General features: G+C 70.8%; 29 protein-coding genes. 7 read left to right on the top strand and 22 right to left on the bottom strand.

From position 1 onward, the window contains the following. Window positions 1–99: 99 nt before the first annotated feature. The 12 genes from GTY67_RS34260 to GTY67_RS34205 form a co-directional block, all read right to left on the bottom strand. Complete coding sequence (locus GTY67_RS34260; RefSeq protein ID WP_161281743.1) at window positions 100–771, bottom strand: hypothetical protein; 672 nt, start codon at window positions 769–771, stop codon at window positions 100–102. After that, window positions 771–1,343 carry a hypothetical protein gene (locus GTY67_RS34255; protein WP_161281742.1) on the bottom strand — a complete coding sequence of 191 codons (573 nt, stop codon included), beginning with the start codon at window positions 1,341–1,343 and terminating at the stop codon, window positions 771–773. The genes GTY67_RS34260 and GTY67_RS34255 overlap by 1 nt, the downstream gene beginning before the upstream one ends. A gap of 262 nt (window positions 1,344–1,605) precedes the next feature. Continuing rightward, complete coding sequence (locus GTY67_RS34250; protein ID WP_161281741.1) at window positions 1,606–4,032, bottom strand: hypothetical protein; 2,427 nt, start codon at window positions 4,030–4,032, stop codon at window positions 1,606–1,608. Between the two features lie 91 nt (window positions 4,033–4,123). Continuing rightward, complete coding sequence (locus GTY67_RS34245; RefSeq protein WP_161281740.1) at window positions 4,124–4,417, bottom strand: hypothetical protein; 294 nt, start codon at window positions 4,415–4,417, stop codon at window positions 4,124–4,126. After that, window positions 4,417–4,818, bottom strand: a complete 402-nt coding sequence (locus tag GTY67_RS34240) for a hypothetical protein (RefSeq protein WP_161281739.1) — start codon at window positions 4,816–4,818, stop codon at window positions 4,417–4,419. The genes GTY67_RS34245 and GTY67_RS34240 overlap by 1 nt, the downstream gene beginning before the upstream one ends. Window positions 4,819–4,853: 35 nt before the next feature. After that, a complete protein-coding gene (locus tag GTY67_RS34235; protein WP_161281738.1) occupies window positions 4,854–5,258 on the bottom strand; it encodes a hypothetical protein in 405 nt (134 codons plus the stop codon). Next, window positions 5,258–6,736, bottom strand: coding sequence for a hypothetical protein (locus GTY67_RS34230; RefSeq protein WP_161281737.1), 1,479 nt, complete (start codon window positions 6,734–6,736; stop codon window positions 5,258–5,260). Before GTY67_RS34230 ends, GTY67_RS34235 begins: the two co-directional genes overlap by 1 nt. After that, complete coding sequence (locus GTY67_RS34225) at window positions 6,733–6,969, bottom strand: hypothetical protein (protein WP_161281736.1); 237 nt, start codon at window positions 6,967–6,969, stop codon at window positions 6,733–6,735. The genes GTY67_RS34230 and GTY67_RS34225 overlap by 4 nt, the downstream gene beginning before the upstream one ends. Then, the gene (locus tag GTY67_RS34220) at window positions 6,966–7,787 is read right to left on the bottom strand and encodes a hypothetical protein (RefSeq protein WP_161281735.1); all 822 of its coding nucleotides are present in this window, start codon (window positions 7,785–7,787) and stop codon (window positions 6,966–6,968) included. The genes GTY67_RS34225 and GTY67_RS34220 overlap by 4 nt, the downstream gene beginning before the upstream one ends. Then, window positions 7,784–8,086 (bottom strand): hypothetical protein, encoded by a 303-nt coding sequence (locus GTY67_RS34215; RefSeq protein ID WP_161281734.1) that lies wholly within the window; start codon window positions 8,084–8,086, stop codon window positions 7,784–7,786. The genes GTY67_RS34220 and GTY67_RS34215 overlap by 4 nt, the downstream gene beginning before the upstream one ends. After that, complete coding sequence (locus GTY67_RS34210) at window positions 8,083–8,265, bottom strand: hypothetical protein (RefSeq protein ID WP_161281733.1); 183 nt, start codon at window positions 8,263–8,265, stop codon at window positions 8,083–8,085. The genes GTY67_RS34215 and GTY67_RS34210 overlap by 4 nt, the downstream gene beginning before the upstream one ends. Then, the gene (locus tag GTY67_RS34205; RefSeq protein ID WP_161281732.1) at window positions 8,265–8,564 is read right to left on the bottom strand and encodes a hypothetical protein; all 300 of its coding nucleotides are present in this window, start codon (window positions 8,562–8,564) and stop codon (window positions 8,265–8,267) included. The genes GTY67_RS34210 and GTY67_RS34205 overlap by 1 nt, the downstream gene beginning before the upstream one ends. A gap of 520 nt (window positions 8,565–9,084) precedes the next feature. On the opposite strand from GTY67_RS34205, the gene GTY67_RS35615 reads away from it, so the two are divergent. The 7 genes from GTY67_RS35615 (at window position 9,085) to GTY67_RS34170 (ending at window position 16,953) form a co-directional block, all read left to right on the top strand. Further along, window positions 9,085–9,861 (top strand): GntR family transcriptional regulator, encoded by a 777-nt coding sequence (locus GTY67_RS35615; RefSeq protein ID WP_161281731.1) that lies wholly within the window; start codon window positions 9,085–9,087, stop codon window positions 9,859–9,861. Between the two features lie 37 nt (window positions 9,862–9,898). After that, complete coding sequence (locus GTY67_RS34195; RefSeq protein ID WP_161281730.1) at window positions 9,899–10,465, top strand: UTRA domain-containing protein; 567 nt, start codon at window positions 9,899–9,901, stop codon at window positions 10,463–10,465. Between the two features lie 1,021 nt (window positions 10,466–11,486). Next, window positions 11,487–12,632 (top strand): hypothetical protein, encoded by a 1,146-nt coding sequence (locus tag GTY67_RS34190; RefSeq protein ID WP_237503074.1) that lies wholly within the window; start codon window positions 11,487–11,489, stop codon window positions 12,630–12,632. A gap of 87 nt (window positions 12,633–12,719) precedes the next feature. After that, window positions 12,720–14,105, top strand: a complete 1,386-nt coding sequence (gene dnaB, locus GTY67_RS34185) for a replicative DNA helicase (protein WP_161281728.1) — start codon at window positions 12,720–12,722, stop codon at window positions 14,103–14,105. Window positions 14,106–14,145: 40 nt separating this feature from the next. Beyond that, window positions 14,146–14,925, top strand: a complete 780-nt coding sequence (locus GTY67_RS34180) for a DnaB-like helicase C-terminal domain-containing protein (protein ID WP_161281727.1) — start codon at window positions 14,146–14,148, stop codon at window positions 14,923–14,925. Window positions 14,926–15,778: 853 nt separating this feature from the next. Next, window positions 15,779–16,525 (top strand): hypothetical protein, encoded by a 747-nt coding sequence (locus GTY67_RS34175; protein WP_161281726.1) that lies wholly within the window; start codon window positions 15,779–15,781, stop codon window positions 16,523–16,525. A 92-nt stretch (window positions 16,526–16,617) separates the two neighbouring features. Continuing rightward, window positions 16,618–16,953, top strand: a complete 336-nt coding sequence (locus GTY67_RS34170) for a hypothetical protein (RefSeq protein WP_161281725.1) — start codon at window positions 16,618–16,620, stop codon at window positions 16,951–16,953. Window positions 16,954–16,996: 43 nt separating this feature from the next. On the opposite strand, the gene GTY67_RS34165 is transcribed toward GTY67_RS34170, so the two are convergent. The 10 genes from GTY67_RS34165 to GTY67_RS34120 form a co-directional block, all read right to left on the bottom strand. Next, a complete protein-coding gene (locus GTY67_RS34165; protein WP_161281724.1) occupies window positions 16,997–17,260 on the bottom strand; it encodes a hypothetical protein in 264 nt (87 codons plus the stop codon). 585 nt (window positions 17,261–17,845) lie between these two features. Next, window positions 17,846–18,460 carry a hypothetical protein gene (locus tag GTY67_RS34160; protein ID WP_161281723.1) on the bottom strand — a complete coding sequence of 205 codons (615 nt, stop codon included), beginning with the start codon at window positions 18,458–18,460 and terminating at the stop codon, window positions 17,846–17,848. Window positions 18,461–18,764: 304 nt separating this feature from the next. Further along, on the bottom strand, window positions 18,765–19,487 hold the full coding sequence (locus tag GTY67_RS34155) for an NUDIX domain-containing protein (protein ID WP_161281722.1): 723 nt from the start codon (window positions 19,485–19,487) through the stop codon (window positions 18,765–18,767). A gap of 85 nt (window positions 19,488–19,572) precedes the next feature. Then, window positions 19,573–19,920, bottom strand: a complete 348-nt coding sequence (locus GTY67_RS34150) for a hypothetical protein (protein WP_161281721.1) — start codon at window positions 19,918–19,920, stop codon at window positions 19,573–19,575. Continuing rightward, window positions 19,917–20,438 (bottom strand): nucleoside 2-deoxyribosyltransferase domain-containing protein, encoded by a 522-nt coding sequence (locus GTY67_RS34145; protein WP_161281720.1) that lies wholly within the window; start codon window positions 20,436–20,438, stop codon window positions 19,917–19,919. Before GTY67_RS34145 ends, GTY67_RS34150 begins: the two co-directional genes overlap by 4 nt. Then, on the bottom strand, window positions 20,435–20,815 hold the full coding sequence (locus tag GTY67_RS34140; protein WP_343238818.1) for an HIT family protein: 381 nt from the start codon (window positions 20,813–20,815) through the stop codon (window positions 20,435–20,437). The genes GTY67_RS34145 and GTY67_RS34140 overlap by 4 nt, the downstream gene beginning before the upstream one ends. Window positions 20,816–20,994: 179 nt before the next feature. Further along, window positions 20,995–22,260 carry a hypothetical protein gene (locus GTY67_RS34135; RefSeq protein ID WP_161281719.1) on the bottom strand — a complete coding sequence of 422 codons (1,266 nt, stop codon included), beginning with the start codon at window positions 22,258–22,260 and terminating at the stop codon, window positions 20,995–20,997. Window positions 22,261–22,390: 130 nt separating this feature from the next. Continuing rightward, complete coding sequence (locus tag GTY67_RS34130) at window positions 22,391–22,975, bottom strand: hypothetical protein (protein WP_161281718.1); 585 nt, start codon at window positions 22,973–22,975, stop codon at window positions 22,391–22,393. A 170-nt stretch (window positions 22,976–23,145) separates the two neighbouring features. Beyond that, a complete protein-coding gene (locus tag GTY67_RS34125) occupies window positions 23,146–23,472 on the bottom strand; it encodes a hypothetical protein (RefSeq protein ID WP_161281717.1) in 327 nt (108 codons plus the stop codon). Further along, window positions 23,469–24,398, bottom strand: a complete 930-nt coding sequence (locus GTY67_RS34120) for a ParA family protein (RefSeq protein WP_161281716.1) — start codon at window positions 24,396–24,398, stop codon at window positions 23,469–23,471. Before GTY67_RS34120 ends, GTY67_RS34125 begins: the two co-directional genes overlap by 4 nt. Window positions 24,399–24,606: the final 208 nt, after the last annotated feature.

Below are 24,606 nucleotides of genomic sequence, written 5' to 3'. Positions count from 1 at the left end.
ACTTTTTGTTCGCGTCTGTAGGTTGGTGCAGTTCAGAGCAGGTCGGCCCTGTTGGTCCCAACAGGGCCGACCCGGGGCGGGGCGGGTTTCGTCGCGGCGTCAGCCGTCGGAGTCGGTGTCGCGCATCTGGCGTTCATGCCTGCGGCCGCTGCGCGCACCGGCCTCCCGGACTCCGTCGCGGGCCAGGCCGACGCCCTCCTTGCCGAGGTCGGCAGCCGAGCCGACGATGCTGGCGGCGGACCCGGCAACCTGCCCGGCGGCGCCCGCGATCTGTCCGGCGGCCCCGGCGGTCGCGGCGACGGCGCCGAAGAAGGCAGCCATCGCCCCGCCGCCGCCACGCTGGACCCTGGCCGGAGCGGCGCTCGCCCCGGCCGCGCCCTTGCCGCCCTTGGCGGCGGCGAACGCCTGAGCGGCTTTCCCTCCGCCGGCGCCCACCTTGGCCTCCGCGCCGAGCGAGATGATCTGGACGTCGATGACCTTGCCGGTGGGGAGCCTGCCGCTCACTCGGCCGGTCTTGCCGGGCGCGGCGAGCGCGGCCAGCTCGTCCTTGGTGACGTGCGGGACCTCGAAGACGCACTCGGCGGGCTGGGTCTTGCGCCCCCGCTCGTCCCGGGGGCGGTGGGTGAGTCCGCAGGTGCCGACCACCCCGGCCGGGGTGACGTAGAGGCGGATGACCTTCGAGGGGATGACGCGGGTCTCCTGCGGGCACTTGACCGCCTGGCCGCCGAAGAGAGGCGAGCCCTTGAAGACGATCTGCACGGGCCCGGGCATCAGTCCTGCTTCCAGGTGCCCTGGATGGTGCCCTCGAAGGTGCCCGTCTTCTTCTTCGAGCCGCTGCCGGTCAGCGCGCCGATGACGACGACGCCGACGACCACCGCGGCGACGAACTTCAGGATGGTGAGGGTGGCGGCCCACAGCCCGGCGGCCGCCGCTGCGGCGCCCGCGCCGACGGCCGGTCCGTAGACCGCCGCGAGGCCGGCCACCGTGCCGATGCCGCCGACGACGACCATCGCCTTCAGGACGCGGGTGTTGCCGGTGAGCCAGTCCGGCAGGCTCCGGCGCACTGCCGGGCTGTGGGCGGCCGCCGCGGCGGAGCCGACCGGTCCGGCGGCCGGGACGGGGGCCAGGGGGACGACCTCGTGCACGACCTCGCTGCCGCCGTCGGCGGTGGTGCGGTGGGTGGTGCGCAGGGTGTAGCCCGGGGGCGGTACGGGCACGGTCGGGGCGGCCGGTGCGGCGGTCGCGGCCGGGGTGGGCTCGAAGGCCGATTCGACGAGCCTGGCCTCGGCCAGGAGCTGGCGGACGTGGTCGGCGGTGGCCTGGTCGACGGTGGACTCGCTCACGGGGCTTGCTCCTTCGGTGGCGGGGGTGAAACGGTCGGCGGCGGGCATGATCGGCGGGTCTCCCTGGCGTGATCGTTTTGCGGTGTTTTGTGGATGCGGGACAGGATGCGATGCGATACGTCTTCGCAGGTCAGAGGTTGCGACGGTGGTGCGACGAGGGGCGGGCCGATGCGACGCCGTCGCATGATCGGCGGCGGCGTCGCATCGGCGTCTCATGCGCTGACCTGCGACGACACATCGCGTCGCATGGCCGTCGCATGGGTCATTCCGGGGCAATCCCAGCGGCTTGGCGGACCTCGGCGAGGAGGTAGCCGCGGCCCCGGGGGGCGGTGGTCCACTCGCGGGTGAAGAGCTCGTGGTCAGTCCCGTCCAGGACCTTGGCGATCTCTTCGGCCAGGCGCCGGCCACCGGCCCGGTTGTATGCGGCGGTGGCCGCCTTCACCGCCTTCTCGTCGGCGTCGGCGTCGGGCTCCTCGACGCCGAGCGCCTCGTAGCTGAAGGTGTCGGGGTCCAGGGCGGCCAGGAGCGGGAGCAGGTCGGCGGTCCGCAGCCGGTCGACGTCCCCGGCCTTGGCGAACGCGTCGAGAATGTGGGTGAGGACCGTGGTGGTCTCGACCATGACGGCGGTGTCCGTCAGCGGGCCGGGGCGCCCAGATCCGGTGGGCCCGCCTGCCAGGGAGGACGCTCCGGTGACCTCGATCAGGTACTCCTCGATTCGGTCGACGAATTGCCCCGGCGCCCGGCCCAGCTCCTCGCGGAGATAGAGACCGGCACGGATCAGCTCCGCCGCTCCGTCGAATTCCTCGTCCTCGATGAAGAAGGAGCGGATGAGTTCGCCGGGAGCCCCGTCGATATCGACGATGGCACCGCCTGCAAGGGATTCCGGGATCTCATGGGCGCGCAGGCCGGCGCCGGTGGCGCCGTCCTTCAGGATCGCGTTGGTCTGGATAGCGCCGCCGGTACGGGTGGCCGCCCGCGCCCCGGTGTTGGACTTGTAGCCGCGCGGGACGGTGTTGGCGTCCGGGTCCTGGGTGGAGATGAGGATGGTCATGTTGAGCGCGGCCGCGAACGCGGCGATCTCCTCGATCAGTTCGGCGATCCGGTCGCACGCCTTGAAGGTGCGCCTTCCCTCGTCGTCGGTCGGGTCGGGAATCCGGACCGACGCGTTCGCGTACTGCTTGTACTCGTCGATGATGAGGATTTCCAGCGGGAACTCGTCCAGGTCCTTCTCACCGAACTTGGCCCGCCCCTGGTCCTCCAGGACGCCCTCGCGCCGGTACGCCTCGCGCAGGAACGCCTCCAGCAGGGTGATGAGCCGCTCGGGGCGACGGCCGAAGAAGGTGGAGCAGATCGGCCCGTACCCGCGGTGCTCACCGGGCTTGGCTCCGGCGACCAGGCGCAGGTTGACGCGCGGGTCCAGGCCCAGGCCGACGATGAGATTGCGCAGCAGCATGCCCTTGCCCGTACGGGACATCCCGCCCAGCAGGGCCATGACGTGCCGGAGCTTGAGGTACACCGGCAGGCCGCGCCGGTTGAACCCGATCAGGATGCCGCGGTTCCACACGTCCTGGCGCTCGGGCTCGTCCACCAGCGGGGAGGTGCGCGGCTTCCCGAACGGGTCGCTCGAGGAGTACCAGAAGGAGCATCGCCGGGGGGAGCCGTCCTCCTTGATGTCGATCCAGTGCGGCTCGACGTCGAGGGCGCCGGCGATGGCCTCCTTCTTCGCGACGAGCGAGGAGACCTGGAGGTCGTCGGGGAGCTTGAAAACTGCGAGGACCCCGTTGATCTCGGCCGGGCGGATCGGCTCCAGCAGCGTGATCTGGTGCTCGTCCTTGGTGAACACCTTCGCCGTACGCAGGATCCGGTTGAGCAGGTCGTCGGTGAGCGGGGCGTCCTCGGCCGTGGAGGCGGCGGACAGGGCGAACGCGGCGGACAGGGCCGCTTCGGGGTTGCGGCGCCGGTGCTCGCGCAGGCCCAGGGCGGACAGGATGCCCAGGGTGAGCAGAGCGGCCGGGGAGGCGGCGAGCAGCCCGTAGACGTCGGCGACGGCGACGGCGGCCGCGATGGCGGTGAGCACGGCGGTGGTCGCGCCGACGAGTAGCGGTTCGCGCCGCCGGGCCCGGGCGGTCTCCAGCCGCTCCTCGCGCAGCGCCGCGACGATGTCGGGGTTCAGGCCCTTGCGGCGGGCGGTGTCAACCATGTCGGCGTACTCCTGGGCGGAGTAGTAGTGCCAGCCGTCCCGGGCGCCGGCCACCATCCCGATGCCGGAGAGCCGGGTCAGCCGCCAGGCGTAGAGGTGGCTGTGTCCGGCGTGCCAGGCCAGCTTGTGCAGGGCCACCTTCTTGCGGTGGGCCCAGGCCGCGGAGTCGAACGTGCCGGGCGGGAAGGCGTCCTTCCAGCTCCAGGCGTCCGTACCCGTCCGGGGCGCGGGCACCAGGGTGCCGGTGTGCTCCTGGTCCTCGTCGTCCTCGAAGACCAGGCTGGCGGGCTCGGGCAGGACGGGCAGGTCGCGGGGGGTGCCGGTGGTGGCGTCCGCCATCCCGCCCCTGGTGCCCCGTACGGCGGCGCGCGCCAGCTTCTCCAGCTGGTCGCCCCGCTCGGGGTCGTCGGCGAACAGGTTGCTGAGGTCGTCGGGGATCGGTTCGTCGCCCGGCCCGCCCGCTGCGGGCTCGGGGGAGATGTCGGTCATGCTGGAGCTCCTCGCTCTCTGGATGTGATCAAGGGGGGTGGGGGAAGCGGGGCCCGGGCCGGGCAAGCTGCGGGCCCCGCTGATCGGTGAGCTACCGGTGGCTCTCGGCGGCGGCCTTGGCCTTGATCGCGGCCTTCTGGGCCTTGGCCTTGCGGCGGGCCGCGCCCTCCTTCTGGGCGTGGGCGGCGGCGGTCAGCAGGGCCGGGCCCCACATCCCGGCGGCGACCAGGGCGCCGCCGGTGAGCAGGCCGGTGATCCAGGTGAAGGTGAGCATCGGCGTGACGCCGGGGATGCCGCGCCAGATGGCGAGGTAGGCGGCGGCGGGGACCAGGAGGGCCAGACGCCAGGGCATCCGGCGGTGGGGCTTGGCGGCCGAGTCGCTCATCAGCGGGTCTCCTTCGGGTGCGTCTTCTCGCCGTTCTGCGGGACGAGGGAGGAGTCGAAGATGGGGACGGGCCCGACCGAGCCGGGGCGGGCGTCGACCATCGCGGCGGCCGGGACCGGTCCGTCGCACGCCGGGCAGCGCCCCATCGGGCTGCCCTTCAGCGCGTGCCGGGCCTTGGCGATCCAGGGCTCCGGGAGCGTGGCGACCGCCCCGCCGGCCAGCAGGGCGAAGACGGCCGCGCACGTCAGCAGGGCGTTGTCGCCGGTGTCGTACGGGAGGGTGTAGCCGCTGCGCCAGGAGAACGCGGCGGCGGCGGACGCGGCCCACAGGATGAGCAGCGTGTGCGCCACGTAGAGGGCGCAGGCGGCGGCCGAGCGGGCGGCGCGGGTGAGGCGGGGCATGCGCGGTGTCCTTCCGGGATTCACGGGTCGGCGGTTCACGCCACTTCCCGCTGCTGTTCGGATGCAGTTGGGCCTGTTGGGGGCAACAGGTCTGACGGGAAGAGGGCGTTCTCGTCGGCGAGGAGGGCGGCCTGGTTGCGGGCGTCGCGTTCCTTGGCGGTCCGGTTGCGGCGGCGGGTGTAGCAGCCACGGCACAGGACGATCACCTCGGCGGCGGGCAGAGTGACCGCGTCCCGGTCGGAGACCTCCGGGTCGCGCGGCGTCGCCACCAGCGGGGCGCGGTACGTCCCGTGCTCACGGCACCGCTGCCCGCTGAAGTGGAACTTGACCGGGCCGAGGCCGCAGTTCCCCGGCTCGCGCAGATCGCACTCGCAGAGCCCGTCGCTGCGCTCGACGACCGCCTCGTACACGGTGCCGGTCAGGACCTGGGGAATGTTCATCACTCGGCTCCCCGCTCCGCCTTGACCGCGTCGCGGACGCGGCAGACGTACTCGTTGGCTCCGCCGCCGATCGCCTGGCGGACGTTCTTGGCGGAGAGCAGGGCCGCGTCACCGAGCTCGTCGGCAAGGTCGCGGACCTTCTGCAGGTCGTCTTCGTCCAGGGGCTTGGCGGGCGTCTTGCCGGACGTCCGCCCGGGCCCCTGGAGCCCTTTACGCCCAAGGGCTGTGGGGCTTCCCGACGGTCCTCCACGGCCGCCCTTGCGGGCGCCGCTCGGATCGTCGTCGTCGCCGCCGAACAGATCGGCGAGCAGATCGTCGACGGCCGCCCGCTCGGAGGTGTAGTCGGCCTCGGTGAGCACCTCGTCGACGGCCGCCCGGGCAGCGAGCTCGGCCCGGAGCGTCTCGGGGGTCTGACCGACCGGCAGGGCGTAGACCGACCGCCAGGCGGCGGGCCACAGGTCCACCGCGCGGACCGTGGCCGGGGCCGCCGTGACGAGCATCGTGTACCGGTCCCACACCGCCGAGTGCGCGGCGGCGCGCTGCGCGTCGGTCCACGCCCGGTCGCGCGAGATGGACCCGAGCGGATGCGCGGCGAGGATCGCCTCGTACCGCTCCCACACCTCCGGGTACGTCGCCTGGCGCTGCTCGTCCTGGGCCGTGAGGCGCTCGGCCTCGGCGGCCCGCTTGGCCTCGGCGGCCACACGCTGCTCCTCGCGGCGGGCGGCCTCGGTCTTCCGCTTGTGGTCGAGGTCGACCTCGCGGGCCTTGGCCTCGGCCTCAGCCTGCTTGGCCTGCGCCTCGGCGAGCTTGCGTTCGGCCCGGGTCGCCTTTGCCTGCTTGTCGCGGGCACCGAACTCGTGGATGACCTTGATGCCGGGTCCGGCGAGCGAGCAGACGCCGCCGACCACGCCGAAGATCGGGCCGATCTCGGTGTGCAGGAACCCGTCGAGGACGTTGACCGTCGCGGCGAACAGCGAGCAGGCGAAGACGCCGACGAGGTAGTGCCACACCATCCGGCGGGCGGCGATGGCGGCCTCGGCCTGGCGGATGAACACCCAGGCCAGGCCCTCCAGGACGAACGGGACGACGACCTCCCAGGGGCGGTCGGGGCTCCAGAACGCCCGGATCTGCAGAGGGAGGGCGACGAGCAGGGCGGCGGCGACGCCGACGTTGACGGCCTTGGCGGCGCGCTGCTCGCGGCGCTGGACCTCGGCCAGGCGCCGGGCCTCGGCGGTCTCGGCCTTCCGGCGCTCCTCACGGGCCCGGTCCTCGGCTTCGCGGTCCTCGCGGGCCTTGCGCTCCACAGCCTCGGCCCGGGCCTGGGCCTTGGCGATCTCCGGGGCGTCGAGGAGATCGCGGCGCCGGCGTTCCTCGGCGTCCCGCTCCCGGGCGATGTCGGCCTCGGCGCGGATCTTCTCGGCGTTCGCGGACTGCTCGGCCCACGAGAGCTGCGGCTTCTCCTCGGGTGCTGCGGTCATCGGGTGAACCTCCTTCCGGCGGTGGCCGGGATGCGGGGGGTGGAGTGAACGGTGACGGTGACGGTGCGCAGGGCGGCGCGGAAGGCGCGGCGCAGCGGCCGGCCCCGGCGGGCGCGGGTGACCAGGGCGGCCGGGCGGGTGGCGCCGAGCTCGGTGAGCACCGTGTAGGAGTCGAAGTCGGCACCGGTCCAGTCGTCCCGGACGCCCCGGCGGATCCTCAGCACGCCGCTCATGCGACCGCTCCCTTCGTGATGGCGTCGGCGCCGGTCTTCGGCCCGTGGGGGTCGATGCCGAACAGGTCGGCATGGCGCAGCAGCAGCCCGGACACCTCGCGGACGGAGGCGTCGGTGTCGCTGCTGAGCAGGGCGAAGGCCATCTCGGTGACCACGGCGGTCACCGCCGTGCGGTGGAACGCGTGGGCCAGGGCCTCGGCGGTCAGCGCGGCCGCGGCGGTGTCGGTGTCCTGCATCGCCGTGTCGCGCTGGGACCGGGCGGCCTCCAGCTGACGGGTCAGCTCCTGGAGGCTGTCGGCCTCGGCGAGCTGCTCCAGCGCCGGGCGCTCCAGGCGCTCCAGCAGGGCCTCGATCTCGCCCGCGCACTCCGGAGGTGCCAGCGGCGGCGGCGTGGTCGCCGTGATCCTCCAACCCAGCGGGTCGGAGTCCGGGTCCAGCGACGTCACCCAGTTGTCGTCCGGGTAGGGCGTGGCCGCCCGGGCGGACGCCCCGTCGCGGTGAGCGCTGCGCGCCCTGCCCTCGTGCTGGACCACGTGGACCGGGGCGTCGGCGGCGTCGAAGGCGTACTGCGTCGCACGGCCCAGCAGCTCGACGAGGCGGGCGAAGTCCTTGTTGCGGGACTCGGCGGCCACCAGCTCGACCCGCAGGTCGCGGGCCTCGCCGGACAGCTTCTGCAGCTGCTCGGCGTCCCGGGCCTGGTTCTCCTTGCCCGCCTCGATCGTGGTCTCGGCGGTTTCAAGGTCCGCCTCCAGGACGGAGGCGAGTTCCGCGCCCTCCTGGAGAGCGCGGAGGTTCTTGGTGCGGATCATCCGGATCATGCGGCGGGCTCCCTGGCGCTGGTGGAGGCGGTGGGCGGGGCTGTGTGGAGGTGCTGGTCGATCAGGCGGTGCAGCAGGCGGGCGGTCACGGCGAGCGCGGCCAGCCAGCACACGGCCTTGAGGATCTGGGCGACGGCGGTGACCAGCGCGGTCAGCGCGTCGAGGAGGACGGTCCCGGAGCCGTAGGCCAGCAGCGCGAGCAGCGGCACCAGCAGCAGGAGCATCGGCGACGGCATCCGGCTGGTGGCGTCGAGGCCGGCGCGGACCAGGCCGCGTACGACGAGCGCGGTGCGGCTCACAGCGGCCACCCTCCGGTCCGTACGGAGGCGACCTTCTCGGCCGCCTCCTCGTACTCGGCGGCCCGGCTCAGGCGGGAGATGGTCTCGGTGTCCTTCACCGACCACTCGTCCGGGTTGGTGGTCACCTTCTCCAGGACCTGGGCCAGGAGCTGGCGGGTGGTGGGGGCGGTGTCCGCCATCAGGCCACCGCCCCGAGGTCGAGGTCGACGAGGCCGGCGGCGAACTCCAGCTCGTCGAGTTCCTCCAGCAGGATCTCGGCGCCCGCCGCGCGGCGGGCGACCTGCTCGGGCCAGACGAAGCCGGTGTCCACCATGTCGGCGAGGGCGTCCTCGCGGGCCTGGCGGGCGAAGTCGCCCTCGGTCCCGACGACGGGACCGAGGATCAGGTCGACGTCGACTCCGAGGATCTGCGACGCGTCGGTACGGAGCTTGATGGCGGCGGCGAGGGTGCCGGTGGCCGGGTCGGGAATACTGATCATTGCGGGTCCACTCCTGTCGTGAGCTGGATTCCGAAGTGGCCCCGGGGGGCGCGTGCAAGGCGCTGATCCCGGGGCTGCGCCCATTCGGGCGGGGAAGGTGCCGCTGGTGGCCAGACGGCCACGGCCACGGCACATCCCGTACAGGTGATGCGCCGGGCCGAATCTGTCTGGACGTTCACCTCGCGCCGGCGGCCCACGTGGCCAACTGACCTGCGCAAAGGGTTGCTCTGTTCCTCATAGCTCTCTGTGGAGTTCTTCCTGGTCCACCGGGCTCGGTACAGCTCCGAGAAGGTCCGGTGACGCCGTTTTTGGCATGGCTGTCCTATTCGCCGCCCACTTCAGAACTAGGTCTGAAGTGGTGCGACGAGAAGAATGACAGCACCACCCGCCCAGGTTGTCAACAGACCTAGTTCTGCATGGCGTAGTCGCTGGTAATCGTGTTTAGATTCGCGTCGTGCGGATCAGAACTAGATCTGCTTACATTGAGCCCGCACGATGAACGCGACAGGAGGACGGCCGCGTGACCGAGGGCAGAACGCCTAAGTGGCTCCAGCTCGCCAACGAGCTGGAGCAGGAGATCCGAAACGGGGACCGCCCGCCCGGGAGCTTGCTGCCGCAGATCCGTGAACTGGTGGACACCAAGGGCTGGGCGTACGACACCGTTCGCAACGCCTACCGGGCGCTAGAGGACAAGGGTCTGATCGTCAGCCGGAAGGGCCAGGGCACCTACGTCTCCAGCATTCTGGAGAAGATCCACCGCGACGCGACGTCCCGTTACTCCAAAGTGGCCCGCGAAGCGGCCGGCTCGCGGGGTGCGTTCGATACGGAGATCCGAAACCTCGGGATGGCCCCGAAGAGCGTGTCGCGGGTCTACCGGGGTCAGCCTCCGCAGAAGGTCGCCGAGATTTTGGGGGTGTCACGGCGAGGCAAGTCCACTGCAGTCCGCGAGCGGACGATGTACGCCGACGACACCGTGGTCCAGATCGCCACGAGCTACTTCCCCGGCGATGTGGCCTTCGGTTCGGCCCTCGAACAGGAGGACACCGGTCCGGGCGGGTCCATCTCGCGCCTAGCGGAGCTGGGCTACCAGCAGACGTCCATGACCGAACACCTTGAGATCCGACAGCCGGGGAAGGAAGAGGCATCTGCCCTCGGCATCCCGGCCGACCGGTCCGTCGTCGAGATCACTCATATCGGCAGGACGGCGGACGGCCGGGTCGTCGAGGTCTGCCTGCACGTGGTGCCAGCCAACCTCTGGCACTTCTCCTACAGCTGGTCCGTCGACCAGCCGGAATAACCCAATCAACACACGACGGAAGTCAGGAGCACACTGCATGGCCAGCAATACCGTTGACGCCAACGGCACAATCACCCGCGATGCCCGCAGCCGGTACCGCACGGCCCAGCGGGAGGAGAGCGGTTCGCATGGCGCGTTCGAAGCTGAGATCAAGCGCAGCGGCGCCATCCCCCGCTCCGAGGTCGAGGTCGGCCGAAGCCCTGCTCCGGCCGAAATCGCCGAGCTGCTCGGCGTCGCCGCCAGCGATGAGGTGGTGCTTCGGGCTCGCCGGATGTTCGTGGGCGAGCGCCTGGTCCAGCTCGCCGACTCCTACATCCCGGGATTCGTGGCCGAGGCCGCTCCCGCTGTCGCCCAGCTCGACACCGGGGTTGGCGGCATCATCTCCCGCATGTCCGAGGCCGGCCTGGCTCAGGACTCGGTCGTCGAGGACGTCGAGCAGCGCCCGGCCACGGCGGAGCAGGCGGAAGCCCTCGGCGTTCAGCCCGGAGATCAGCTTCTGACGATCACGCACACCGGCGTCACCCAGGACGGCCGCATCGTCGAGGTCACCCGCCACACCCTGGGCCCGGGCTGGAAGCTGCGCTTCGAAGTTCCTTTGGCCTGAGTTTCGTAGGCGCCCCGGAACCGGGGCGCCTACGACGGCCACCCGGTGACCGTACTCAGCGCGCTGGGCTGCGGCGACACTCCGGAAACTCGCACTGAGCCTACGTAGACCGCCCGGAAGGTGGATGATGGCCCGCGAAACGCGGACAGGCCCCGTACGGGGCCTGCCGGTCGCGTCGCCGGTTGTGGTGGTCGGCGCTCGTGACCAAGCACCTGAACAGGAGGTGCCTGCGATGCGTTGCAGGCTACGCGTACCCGCTGTCTGCGGGCTAGCGGGACACGGTGACACGCCGATGGCGGGCCGTGCTTCCCGTGTGGCGGGATGCCTCCACAAGTTCTCTCCCGGAGAACGGGATCTCGGAGTATCCGTGCCCGGTGTCCGGTACAACACCACGACGGCGTCCGGCACGATCGGATGCGATCACGCGTTCTACCAGCTCATCGCCGGTTTCCCCAACCTGCGGATCGGACCCATCATGTGCGTCATGCACGCTCGCGCCCCGTAATGCCGAGAGCCGCCCCTGCGGGAACAGGAGCGGCTCTCGATCTCAACTTTTGACTCAGTCACTGGCCTGCCATAGCCAACAGCGCCTGAGTCGTACGTCGGCGGTAACGCCGGGCTCCCGACCCCTCGGGGCCCGGTCACCAATCGCCAGGATAGCCGTCTTCCTATCGGAAGCGCAGCACCACAGGGTGCCGTGTGAGCTATCCGATGATGATCACCGACGTGCGACTCTCTACCCCGATTGGGAGAGTTCGCACCCCATGCACCACCAGCAGCACCACCTTTTCCGGCTCGCCTCCGCGGAGCCCGCGACGCTAACCGTCGCGGCCGCGTACGAAGGCGCCGTGATGACTACAGATTGCGTTGAAGCCCGTTTGACCTGCCCCGATGGGGGTGTCCGCTTTGGCGGATACAACGGCCGGGTGACTAGCACCCCGGCGCCCTCGCGCGTCCTTCCCGCCCCGGCCGCGCCGGCGGTGACCCGATGAGCACTCCCAAGCGCCCGAAGGTCCCGGTGGTGACCCCGGACCAGGTGGTCGAGCTGTACGGGCCCGACAACGACGGCTGGTACGACACCCGGGTCAAGGACTGGATCGCCCTGTGCGAGGACCTCAAGGACGGCGAGGTCCGCGGCTACCTCGTGCTGCGCGGCCTGGTGGTCGACAAGTTCAAGAACCACGTCCGGGTGCTCACGCTCCGGAAGCTGTGCGAGCTGATCCCGGGCCCGGGCAAGGGCAAGGGCCCGAGCAGCCTCACCCGGGTCCGGGGCATTCTCGACGGCCTCACCAAGGTCGGTCTGGTGACCACTCCCGAGGGTCAGCCCATCAAGACGTCCTCGCGCGAGAGCGCCCTCATGAAGCCGCTGCGCCTGCGCATCAACGATGACGCGCCGGTCGACTACGCGGGCTGGCGGAACGCCGAGGACAAGCTCAGGGCCCTCGGTACGGCGCTCGCCGAGCTCGTCGAGAAGGACGCTGACGGGGCTGACAAGGACGTCTCCAAAGCGGGTCGGAAATCCGACCCGGATGGGGAAGCGGGTCGGATTTCCGACCCGTCGGGTCGGATTTCCGACCCACAGGGTCGGATTTCCGACCCGCTCACGGGGGATGACCAGCAGGAACGCGATCTTCCTCTGGTGTCTTCCTCTGGATCTTCTCTCTCTCCCTCCGCAGCAGACGCAGCGGCAACGTCCGTCACACCGGACACCGAGACGGAGACGACGAGAGAGACGGCTGCGCCGGAAGACAACCCCGCTCCGGCTGCTGCTGCCGGGGTGCCCGCGCCGCGCGACGGCCAGGGGGAAGAGCTCCTGGAGATGCTGCTCGGGCTGCCGGGCCGCGACCGGATGAACCGGGCGGAGGTCGAGGACATGCTGCTGCCGCTCGCCTCCGACGCCCTGGCAGAGGGCTGGACGATCCCGAAGCTACGTAGCCACTTGGCCCGCAGCTGCGACCCGGACCGGGTCTTCAACGTGGTGGCGGTCTACCGGAACCACCTGAAGAAGCTTCCGCCGGTCCCGACCAGTGCGGTCGGTCACCCGGCGGCGGCCGCGCCGAAGTGCTCGAAGTGCAACGGGTCCGGCCTTGCCGAGGACCCGGAGACCTTCCTGCCGATCGGCCCGTGCGAGTGCCGTCAGGCCCCGGTGCTTGCCGCCGCGTCCTGAACCGCCCGGCCTTCCCCGAACGACAGCAGCGGCCGGAGACCTTGCCCGGTCCGGCCGCTGCCCGAATCCCGTGAACGGAGATCCATCATGAGCGTAGCCACCCGTCCTGCCCGCGCCGGTTCCGGCGAGGACGTCGACCCGCGCGACTTCGAGCGCGTCCCGCCCCAGGATCTGGAGGCGGAGCAGTCCGTCCTGGGCGGCATGCTGCTGTCGAAGGACGCGATCGGGGACGTCGCTGAGGTCCTGCAGGGCCCGGACTTCTACCGGCCGGCGCACGAGACCGTGTTCCGCGCCATCCTCGACGTCCATGGCAAGGGCGAGCCCGCCGACCCGATCACGGTGGCGGCCCACCTGACCAAGACCGGCGAGCTGACGAAGATCGGCGGTGCGGCCTACCTGCACACGCTGGTCCAGCAGGTGCCCACGGCGGCGAACGCCTCGTACTACGCCGAGATCGTCTACGCGGCCGCCGTCGCCCGGAACCTCGTCATCGCCGGTACGGCCATCGCAGCCAGCGGCTACGCCCGCGACGGCGACACCGACGAACTGGTCGAGCGGGCGCAGGAGCGCCTGTACGGCGTGGTCCGCCACCGAGGCGACGAGTCGCTGCTGGACGCCTCGGAAGGCATGGACGAGACCTTCGACGACATCGAGGCCGCCGGGAAGCGCAAGCCCGGCGAGCTCACCGGCGTGCCGACCGGCTTCGCCGACCTCGACAGCCTCACCCTCGGCCTGCAGCCCGGCCAGCTCATCCTGATCGCCGGACGCCCGGCGATGGGCAAGTCGACGCTCGGTCTGGACATCGCCCGGGCCGCCAGCCTCAAGCACCAGCTCACCAGCGCGTTCTTCTCCCTGGAAATGGGCCGCAAAGAGCTCCACATGCGGCTGTTGTCCGCCGAGGGCTCCATCGCGCTGCACCACATCCGCTCCGGTCAGCTCGACGAGGCCGCCTGGAACCGGATGGGCAAGGCCAAGGCCCGGGTCGACGCCGGGGCCCTGCTCCTGGACGACTCTCCCGAGCTGACCGCCATGTCCATCCGCACCAAGGCCCGCCGGCTCAAGCAGCGCGGCAAGCTCGACCTGGTCGTCATCGACTACCTCCAGCTGCTCCAGTACGGCGGCGGCCGCCGCCCCGAGAGCCGCCAGCAGGAGGTCTCCGACATCTCCCGCCAGCTCAAGCTGATGGCCAAGGAACTGGAGGTGCCGGTCATCGCGCTCTCGCAGCTCAACCGCGGGCCCGAGCAGCGCACCGACAAGCGGCCGATGGTCTCCGACCTGAGGGAGTCCGGTTCGCTGGAGCAGGACGCGGACGTGGTGATCCTGCTGCACCGCGAGGACCAGTACGACAAGGAGTCCGACCGTGCAGGCGAGGCCGACCTGATCGTCGGCAAGCACCGCAACGGGCCGACGACGATCATCACCACCGCCTTCCAGGGCCACTACAGCCGGTTCGTCGACATGGCCCGCACCTGAAATCGAATGTCAGTACGAATTATTCGGGAGGGAACTACCCATGATCCGCCCACCTCTGTTCACCGGACTCTCCGACTTCGACGCCTTAGCCGGTCCGCTTCCCGCCGGAAAGGTCACGGCTGTGGCCGGGCGGCCCTCCGCCGGCACCAGCGCCTTCGCGCTCACCGTGGCCCGGCACAACCTCGCCGACGGGAGGGCTGTCGCCTTCACCAACCTGCAGGTGGACCACGGCACGCTGCTGGGCAACTTCCTCGCCGCTGAGTCCTCCACGAACGTCGACCGGTGGGAGACCCTCAACGAGGGCCGCATCACCAGGCTGCGCCGGGCCAGCGATTCACTCAGCGAGACCCGGCTGTGGACGTGGACGCCGAGAGACCTCCGCCGACCCGAGCAGATCGTCCAGGAGCTCGACCAGGTCGAGGACGTGGACCTGATCATCGTGGACGACTACGCCATGGCGGCGGACGGCGAACTCGCGAAAGGTGCGACCTTGGCCGTCCTGCGGCAGATCGCCGAGGACCGGCAGGCTGCCGTCCTGGTTACCGCCCACCTGGAGCGGACCGAATGGGGGCAGGAGCGTACGGTGCCGTCGCTCGCGGACCTGCTCCCAGGGGACGCGGCCCTGGTCGACGCGACTGCGGCGATCGTGCTGCACCGTCCCGACACCGACGGCACCGTGCCCGAGCGCCGTGGTGAGGCCGACATCATCGCGGCCCACGGGTGGCAGCGCAGCGGCACGGTCCCGGTGCGCTTCGAACCCGAGTACCACCGCCTGGTCGACCGGCCCAACGACATGGCGTCGGCGCGGCCAGGCAGCTGAGCCCGCGACGCTGTCCGCTCCGTATGACACGGTGCGGGGGTAGTCACACACCGGCAGCCCTCGGCGCGCTCTGCGCCGGGGGCTGCGTCGTTCCCGGCCGGGCTTATCGCACGGTTCTGCAGAAGTCGGCGTCGCAGGCCCGTGCGGGCCGGTGTCCCGTTTCGGGACACCGCCGCCTATTAACTGGCCCCTGCGCCCCCGCCCCGGGTGTTGGGTGCGGTGCGAGCCGCACCCAACACCCCAGGTCAGGACACCTTTCGGGCCCGTCCCGGCGTAAACGATCTTGACCCCCTCGGACTGCTGGCCAAGGCCGTGACCCGGGCTGGGATCCGGCGGAGAGCCGGGAACCTGCGGTCATGGGCGCGACAACACCGGCCGGTAACGAGCGCAAGGGCCTGTTAATAGCCCAGAGGAGGGGGCGAGGCCCCGTCACCCATTCGGGTGACGGGGCCTCGCTGTGGGGCGTCCCGGGGAAGTCCGTGCAGGTCAGGGCACTGAAAGGAGCCCTACGGGCACAGCCCTTCATCCCTCTCGGCTTCGCCGAGGGACGACAGACGCGCTCCGCGCGGCGACTTACAGGAGCGGGGTGGGGCGTCCCTGGCCGGTCCTGTGCGGCTCCCGGAGCCTGATCCGCACTCCCCGGCGCCGGAGTGGAGATCGGCGCTCCTGGCCCCCCTCACGCCTCTTCTCGGGCCTGTTCTGCATGATCGCCCCGCCCGGGAGTGCGGGCATCCGGCCAGGTCAGGCCGTCGTTTGTGCTAGATCATCCGCATATGCGAACTCCGACGGCTGGAGTCGCCGGCTCCCGTACGCGATTCGCGGACACGGGGTGGACGGTGGCAGGCTGCCCGGCATGGCGAAGCCCGACTACGAGACCCGCGAACAGCGACTGCAGGAAGCCGAGGCGCTGCTGCTGGCGCGGTACGGCGGCGGCCGCGACTGGATCGACCCGGTCCGCGTGATGCACGCCGTACGCGCGGCCGCCGACGGGTACGGCGCCCTCCCCGACGGCGAGCAGGCGCAGGTGCCGGCCGACGACGTCCTGGCCGCGCTCACCCAGCTCGACGAGGCCCGCGCGGCCCTGGACACCCTGGAGCGCGACCTCACCCGGGCCGCCCGCAACCGCGGGGCGTCCTGGCAGCAGGTCGCCGACGCCCTCGGGCTGACCGCCCGCTCCAGCGCCGAGAGCCGGTTCGTACGCCTGGAGCGCGACGCCGCCAGCTACCACGGCGACCGCTACCCCGAACGCCAGCGTGCCGAACGGGCCCGTGACCGGGCCGGTGCCGTCTGGTGCCACGAGAACGAGGCGCGGCTGCGCGGGGCGGTCTTCGACCTGGCCACCTTCAACGGCACCTGGCCCGCCCTCTCCCACACCGCCTCCGACGAGACGCTGACGTCCTGGACGAAGGAGCTGGACGGCCCCGCCCTCGCCGGGCGGCTGCACAGCCTGCGGCACGTCCTGGCCGACAAGGTTCCCGACGATGCCGTCGCCAGCCACCCTCTCGGTGCCGCCGCCGTACGCGACCAGGCCCTGGGGCTGCTCGCCGAACTGGCCGAGGCCCGCCACCACATCACCCCGCCCGGAGAACACCCCTGTTGACCCCAACAGGCCCAACCGCCACTGAGCTGCGTCAGCAGAACGTTGACATGCCCAGGCCGTGACGCCGCAGCACCGTCGGCGTTGCCCCGTACGTGACCACCGCGAAGACCACCCAGCTACGCCGATCCGCGCGTACGACGACCGCCCGCGTCCACGCTCGCCGGGCGGCCGAGGAGGCCGCAGCCGCCCTGGCGGCAGCCGAGAGGACGAGAGCCGCCCGGCGCCCCCGCCGCGTCGGCCGCCAGCGCGGACCCCAGCGGGTCCAGATGTCCGTACGGCTGCTCCTGGAGGACGACGTGCGCCTGGACGCGGCACTGGAACAGACCGGGATGCAGCTGCAGGACGGCGTCACCGAGGCACTGCGGCTGTGGTTCAAGAAGCTGAAGATCCCCGTACTGCCCGTACCGGAGCCCTCTCCGCGCGACTGAGTCCGCGATCCGCGGACGAACGCCACGGTCGGGCCCGGCAGGGTTACTTGCGGGCGAGTTCCTGCAGCAGCGCGTCGAGGAACTCCGGGTCGCCCTGGTCGTGGAGGCCGATCCGGGCGCAGGTCATGCCGGCGGCGTGCAGGCGGTCGCGGGTGGTGGCGTGTTCGGGGTGGAGACGCTGGAGGTGGTGCGCGTGATCGGTGGCCTCCTCGGCGCGGTCGATGAGCGCGGCGAGCTCACGGGTGGTGAGGTGCGTCTGGCCGGTGGCGGCGAGGGCGCGGTGCACGGCCTGCATGTAGGCGTTCATGGGCGCCCACCGTAGCCGGGAACGGTCCGCCCCCGGCGAGAACGTAAGCGGCGCCCGATTCCGGGAATCCGCCCGTCCGTGCCCGTCCGGACAGGGAAGATCGGCGGCATGGAGGCGAACCCCCGCTCCTCACTCGCCCCGTCCAACGTGCCGCCGGCGCCCGGGTCACCGACGGTCGTGATCGCCGGTGAGCCGAACGGCAACCCGACCACGGACGGGGCCGGGCTGGGCCTGTTGGGTCCAACGGGTCTGACCAGTGCTGGCGTACTCCGTGGTCGAGGACCCGCTGAGACAAGGGACGGTGGTAGGTGTTCCGGAGAGCTGCCGAGTGCAGCACCCATGGTGAAGGGGCCCACGACCTGGTCGTGGGCCCCTTCACGTGAGATGTCAGCTACACGGTCTACTGCTGGCGTCTGGCCCGTACAGGCAAACGCAGCACTCCCCTGGCCCTCCACCAGATCCGCCGTACGGTCGAGGTGGAGGTGGAGTAAGTGACAGCTTCACCTCGCTCTTCGCTGTTCCGCGGGTCCAGTGATCGGCCCTCGCGGGGGTAGCGTTCCTCGGGAGCCGGAGCCATGTCTTCTCCTACGGAGCCGTGGTGCCGCAGTTCTTCCGGAGTTCGTTGTCCGCTCGGGTGGTCGGGCTGGAGCCGACGCCGGTGGCGAACCCCTTCATGACAGGGTAGTAGGTGTAGGTGCCGCCGCCGTCGTTGCAGTCGACCGACCAGCCGTAGTCGATGAACGAATTCGCCGTGGACTTGGACTTGCGCCAGATGTCGTAGCCTCGCGGACCGCTCCAGGAACTGCGCCACATCTGGGTCTCGATGCGCTGGGTCCCGAACGAGCCGCTGCAGACCTGCGAGGTCTCCCAGTTGAACCAGGCGTTGGCGCCAGCGCCGCGGAAGGTCACGTCGGAGATGTAGATGGAGCACCTCGCGGCCGCGGCCTTGTCGTCCTTCGGCTTAGCCTCGCCGGCGCGGTAGGTGAAGGAGTAGGACTCTCCGGCCTTGGTCTTGCCCCATTCGGTGACGAGCGTGCCCTCGACGGCGGGCCGCGCGTCCCCGCCCATGTCGACGTACCGGGTCTTGGACTCGCCCAGGGAGCCGTCCTGTGCCGCTGCGGACGACGTGCCGAAGCTGAAGGCTGCTGTCACCGCGCAGGCGACAGCGGCTATGGACGTGGTGGATCGTGAAGCTCGCATGCTTTCCCCCTCGTAGCGCGTCCGAACTCCCCGGACGCACGGCCATCCTTGAGGAGGAACGGCGCATTCCACAGGAACCTGTGCGAGTCGACCGGATTTCGCTCATGTCGACGAGATTCCGTCGGACGTTCTGCTCAGCAAGTAGGTGCCCCACCCCGGTTCTGCATCCGACGCTGGTCCGGCACCGTCATGGTCGGCCGGCCCGATCTTGCAAGGCCACGCTGAGGCCCCGTCCGTGATTCACGGACGGGGCCGGGTTGATCCTGTTGAGTCCAACGGGTCTGACCTGTGCTGGCGTGCCCTTTTAGCCCTGGTCGAGGTGGTCGAAGGCGCGCTGGAGCAGGGGCCGGTGGGCGGCGTAGAGGGTGCGTCCGGCGGCCGTGATCGCCGCTTCGAGCTCGTCGATGGAGCCGAACCTGTACCAGTTGGCATCCAGGGCGTCGTCCGCCGCGACGGCGGCCACCGGAGCGGGCAGGAGGTAGAGGGCGGAGGTCGAGGACACCCAGGCGTGGTCGCTGTTGCGCCAGTCGTCCACCAGGTCCCGGCCGAGGATGGTCGGTACGTGATCGGTCAGGTCGACGCCCGTTTCCTCGCGGAGCTCTCGGACGAGGGCGGTCGGGGCCGTTTCACCGGGGTCCACCATGCCGCCCGGGATGGCCTCCACCTCGATGTCGTCCCGGGTGATCAGCAGGAGCCGCCGGTCCTGGCCAGTGCCTGCGACCACGATCGGGTCGGCGGCGGCGTTCTCGCCCCACAGTCCCAAGTTGCGGCCGGCGCGGCCGGTGCGGCCCTGCGGGTGCAGGGGCCAGCCCCGCCGGTCGAGCTGGAACGGCACGAGAGCGGCGGCCTGCCGCTGCGGCCAGTCCGGCACGTCGATCGGCGTGAGGGCGGCTTCGGCCCAGTCGGGCACCCGACGGGCCAGCGCCGACGGCCGCAGCTCCGGCGGCGTGATGTCCACGGGCGCGTACTCCGGCCAGGCCACCGCCCAGGGGCGCCGTCCGGCGGGGATGGTCTCGGTGCGGGTCATGCGGTCTCCCAGGGTTGGAGTCGTTAGGTCTAACAGGTCTGATGGGCGGCGGCCTGGGATGTCGGCCGCCGCCCGTGGGGGTGGCTCAGAGCCAGTGGAAGGCGCGGCGGATGTCGGAGGCCGCTCCGCCGAGGTTGTCGGCGTGCAGGCGGTCGTCGAAGTCGTACGGGTCTTCGGCGGACGTCATCACCGAGTCGGCGGCGGCGTCGAGGACACCGGCGAACGCCTCGTGAATCTTCGCGGCCTTGAGGGCCTCGACGATCGCGTCCTGGTCGACGCGGCCGCGCTTGATGGCATCGGCGAGCAGGTTCAGCGCGGCGGCAGCGGCCGGGGCCAGGTCCGCGAGTTCGCCGATCCCGTCGGTGCCGGTGCGCTCGGCGGCGGTCTCGACGTGGGTGATCCGGGCGAGCTCGCTCGACGTCGCCTCGGTCACTTCGTCTCCTGATGGTTCGGCAGTACGGGGGCGGTGGCGCGGTGGACGAGCGTGAGCGCGGCGGCCGCCGTGGCGGTCAGCGTGGTGCACACCGGGACGCCGTGACGGCGGGCCACGTAGATCAGGTAGCGGTTGCGCTCGGGGTTGGGGCAGTCGGGCGGGCAGCCGAGGACCGCCCTGCCCGAGGCGACGTCCAAGCCGAACTCGACGTTGGTCGTCATGCCCGGCATCGTCCGCACGTCACGGGGGATCCAGAAGAGGATCGCTGCGGCGTGGGCGCGGGCCTCGGTCTCCCAGTCGACCTGGTGCTCGTAGCGGTCGGCCCGGATGCCGTTACGGGACTCGGGGGTCAGCACCGCCAGGGGCTGGCCGCCGGTCCACTGAGCGGCCAGGGCCTCGATGGCGGCGGGCCGCCAGGAGGGGACCGGGGTGGCCTTGTCCGGCGTGGGCCCGGCCAGGAACACGGCCGGACCGGCGGGCAGGGGCTCGCGGGCCATGACCAGGTTGACGGCGCTCATGCCGTGGCACCGGTGCGCGCGGCGCGGGCCTCGTGCTGCGGGGTCCAGGGCAGGGGCAGGTTGTCGCCGTCCCGCCGGGGGACGATGTGGACGTGCAGATGGGAGACGCTCTGCGTCGCCTCGACGCCCTTGCTCGTGATGAGGTTGGCGGCGGGCAGCTCGGCCATGAGCTCGGCCGCCCGGCGCATCACCGCGACGGTCACCTCGGGGTCGGTGCCGGCGTCCTCGACGTGGACCCGCGGCAGGACGAAGACGTGGCCGTCGGTGCAGCCGCCGCTGCGGGGGCGGATCGCCACGGCGTCGCCCCACTCGCGGACGATCTCGGCCGGGGCCTCACCGGCGGCGATGGCGCAGAAGACGCACTTCGTGATCTTCACTACGGAACTCCCTGAGTGTCTCTGTGGTGCGGGCCGGCTGGCCCGACCCCTCAAGAATGCCAACTCCAAGTTGGCTATGTCAATATAGAGTTGGCCAACTCTATATTGGCTAGAAGTGGTCCGGACGCAGGAACACCCCCGACCTGCGGCGATGGTCGGGGGTGTTGGGTCCAACAGGACTAAAGCGGCGTGAAGTGCGCGGCGCGGTCCAGCGCCCGCAGGAGCTCGGGCTCCCAGCCGGTGCGCGGGATGTCGAGCGCCAACAGCCCGGAGGAGCCGAGGGCTGCGAGCTGGGCGCGGTGCTCGATGCCCTCCCGCCACGCCTCCCTCAGCAGCTCGCGCGCCTGCCTGCGGTCCGCGCGCCCTGCGGTGGCGACCGCCTCGTTGTCCGGGAGCGCGGCCAGCCGCCGCCCGGCCTTCTCCAGCGCGGACATGAGCCGGGCGGCGCGCTCGGCATCCGGGGACGGCGGGACCAGATAGAGCTCGGGCTCGGCGACGCCGCGGCGCAGCTGCTCCATCCGTACGGGCAGCGGCTCCCAGCCCTCGGTGCCCGCCAGGTCGATGTTCACCGCGGTGACGGTGCGGGTGTAGCTGCGGGCCACGCCGCGTGGCTGCAGGGCGGTGCCGGCGGGCCGGTACTCCGGCTCTACGTCCTCGGCGACGACGCCGCCGTGGTTGCCGCGCACCGAGACCCACAGCCAGTCGGCGCCGCCGGTCATCTCGGTCATCAGCAGACGGCGCACCAGGAGCCAGTGCTTCAGGGCGGCCCGGGTCGCACGGCGCAGCGGGTAGACCTCGACGACGTCGGGGGTGCCCGGGCGGACGTTCTGCGGCCGGCGCCGCACCCGGATCTCCTCCAACGTGGGGGAGAGGTCCTCCAGTCGCTGCGCGCACAGCTCCCCGACGCGGGGGCCGGTGTCCAAGACGACCGAGGACATGGCGAGCATCCGCACCCGCAGCGGGTACTTCCCGGTGAGCAGGCCGCGCTCGACGCTCCAGCCGGTACCCGTGCCGATGACGTCGGAGAGGGTCTGCAGGCTGGCACGCAGCCGCTCGCGCCGGCGGATGTCGACTGGCTCCTTGCCGGGCAGCTGCTCCAGCTGGCGCAGGTGGAAGACCTCCAGCCCGAGTTCGCGCTGCAGGAGCACCATCACGCCGGAGCGCACCATCGCGGTCGCCTCGCTGGTGGGCCGCTTCTCGCCGCGGTCGCGCAGCTCGCCGACCAGGGCCAGGCGCTCGTACTGCTGGAGCGATTCGCGGGCGAGGATGTCGGCCAGGTCGTCGGCGATGGCCAGCGGGTGGTCGGGGTGCTTCAGGGCACGGACCAGCTCACGGGCGTGGGCGCGGATCTGCCGGCGGCGGGCCTCGGAGGGCGCTTGCTCGCACACGGCGTCCACGGCCTCCTGAAGCTCGGGGAGCTGCTCCAGAACGTCGGGCTTCTTCATGCTGGGCACGGTAACCAGGTCTGAACAGCCCCAGCGGCCGAACGGATAGATAGACCCGTTAGAACCAATACCTCCAACTGCTGCTGACCTTGACTTCGTCGACCGCTACGCCTATAGGCACCCACGACAGTCAGGGGCCGCTCTGCCCTGCGGATGTGGGAGCTGCGGGAGGCTGCCCGGTAAGCCGGTACGCACGGATCGCGTCGTACGCCAGCTCACGCGACGAACGCGGGTAGTTCCGCCACGGCTTGAGCTGCTGGTACTGCCTTATGAAGGAGCTGACGAAAACCCGGACTATGCCCTCCGCCAGGAGGAGCGCAACGGCAATGGAAACGTAGTAGAACGACGTCTTTGCAAGTTCTGGGGCAGCAGGGTCGCCTGCCGTGGCGGCCCACTTCAGAATCCGGAGCTGTTGCTTTCCCAGCATGACCACGACGTAAGCCCACACCCCCCCTGCCAGCCAAGGGGCCACCCAGCTCCGAGCCAGCACGACGGCCCGGCGAGCAGACTGGTCAGCACCCTGCAGATCGCCCTCGGACGGCTGCATGCCACGGCCAAGAGCGTCAGCCACCCGGATGCGAGCCTCCATGGCTACGCGCAACTGCTCTACATGGGTGTCGTTCCAACGCTTCAACAGCGAGTAGGTCTGAACGGTGCCGACGGCTAAGACGGTCACGATCAGCGTCGTTAGCAACGATGCGTAGTCGTCGCTCATGGCCCACTGCATACTTCCCCCACGATGATCCCGATACAGGTGAGCGGAATCTACTGCCCCGTTAGATCAGCCGTTGACCGTTCGTGAAAGTTCTGCTCGACATGCGGAGGCCGAGAACGCAGACGGGCCCCGCCGGTGCCGGCGGGGCCCGTCCAGGCTGCGGAGCGCGGCTACTTGGTGGAGGGCGGTCCGCTCTTGAGGTTCTTCAGACGGCGCTGCTTGAAGGGGTTGCCGTTGTTGTAGGCGCGCTCGTCGCGGCGCAACTTCTCCACGATCGCTTCCTCCACGTAGGCCGAGAGCGAGAGGGGCGCCTCGACATCGTCATCGAGTGCGGCGAGGCCCTGCATGTGGACCACGGCGTTGCGCAGCCGGTTCATCACCTCCGGGGTGACGTACGCCGGCACCTTCTCCTTGCTGCCCGGTGCGGCGGCCTGCGGGGCCGCCCCGTTGAACTGCTTGCCCAGGATGGTGTCCTGGCCGAAGGGCATTCCGCTCATGCGGCCACTTCCTCTCGTGGGGCGACCAGCAGCCTGCCGAGCTGGTCGAAGTCGCGCGTGGTGGTCGACCGCGGGGCGAACTCACGGATCGACTTCATCTGGTCCGGTGCAGTCCTGGCATCGACGGTCTTGCGCACCGGGCACACCAGGGCGCCCGGGTAGTCCACGGCCATCTGGTTGCCGACGCTCTTGGCGATGTTCGTGGTGTCCCAGGCCGTCAGGACCGCAGCCACGGTCTGGACGTCGTAGTCGTCCTGCGCGTCCGTGATGGCCTGGCGCAGGGACTCGCCGGACTTGGCGTCCAGGGCACTGACCTGGCTGGGCACGATGACCTTGCCGCCGATGGCCAACGTGTACGTGGACAGCTTCCCGATCTTCGGCGGGCAGTCGACGATGGTGATGTCCACCGGCGCCTCGGACTGCTTGATGGCGCGGCGCAGGATGCGCTCTGAGGAGACGGCCGGGTCGTACTCGGCGACCGCGCAGTCCTCGTAGCTGGGCACGATGTAGACGTTCTTGTAGCGCGTGTAGTAGGTCGCGTCGTCCAGTCCGGCCTTGCCGTACAGCACGTCCTTGAGCGTCTTGCGGTTCGCCACGGCCAGCCCTTCGGGATAGACCGGCTCCAGCCAGCCCGAGAGACCAGCGTCCTGCGGGTCGCAGTCCAGGACACGCACCGAGTAGCCCATCGCCGCCCAGGCGCAGGCCAGCTCCAAGGTGGTCGTCGTCTTGCCCGCTCCGCCCTTGCGGTTGAAGACCATGAACACCCGGTGCTCACCGGGCAGGATCGGAACCGGAGCAGCGAAGGCCGCAGGCAGCAGGACGCGCGCCCGCAGCCGGTTGGCCGCCTCGGTCCACTCCCGCTCGGCGGTCATCTCCATCCGCAGCCGGTCCGGAATCTTCAAGGGCTCCAGCGTCACCTGGCCCATGGCTCTCTCCTCATCCGCGGGACTCTCCCCGTGCGCTCGTCACCGCCCGACCGTACCGGTTCCTCGACGCGGGGAAGCACACCGCACCCCGGTTCACCCGCTCAGGAAAACCGCAGGCCACAGCGCCTCGCCGACGGGATTACCCCTGTTAGGCCCAATGGATCTAGACCTGTTGGACCCAACAGGGACGAACCTGCTGGTGAGACCT

Origin of the sequence: Streptomyces sp. SID8374 (assembly GCF_009865135.1) — a bacterium.
Lineage (GTDB): Bacteria > Actinomycetota > Actinomycetes > Streptomycetales > Streptomycetaceae > Streptomyces.
The sequence above is the reverse complement of the archived record's forward strand: the minus strand, read 5'-3'. Positions and strand labels throughout refer to the sequence as shown.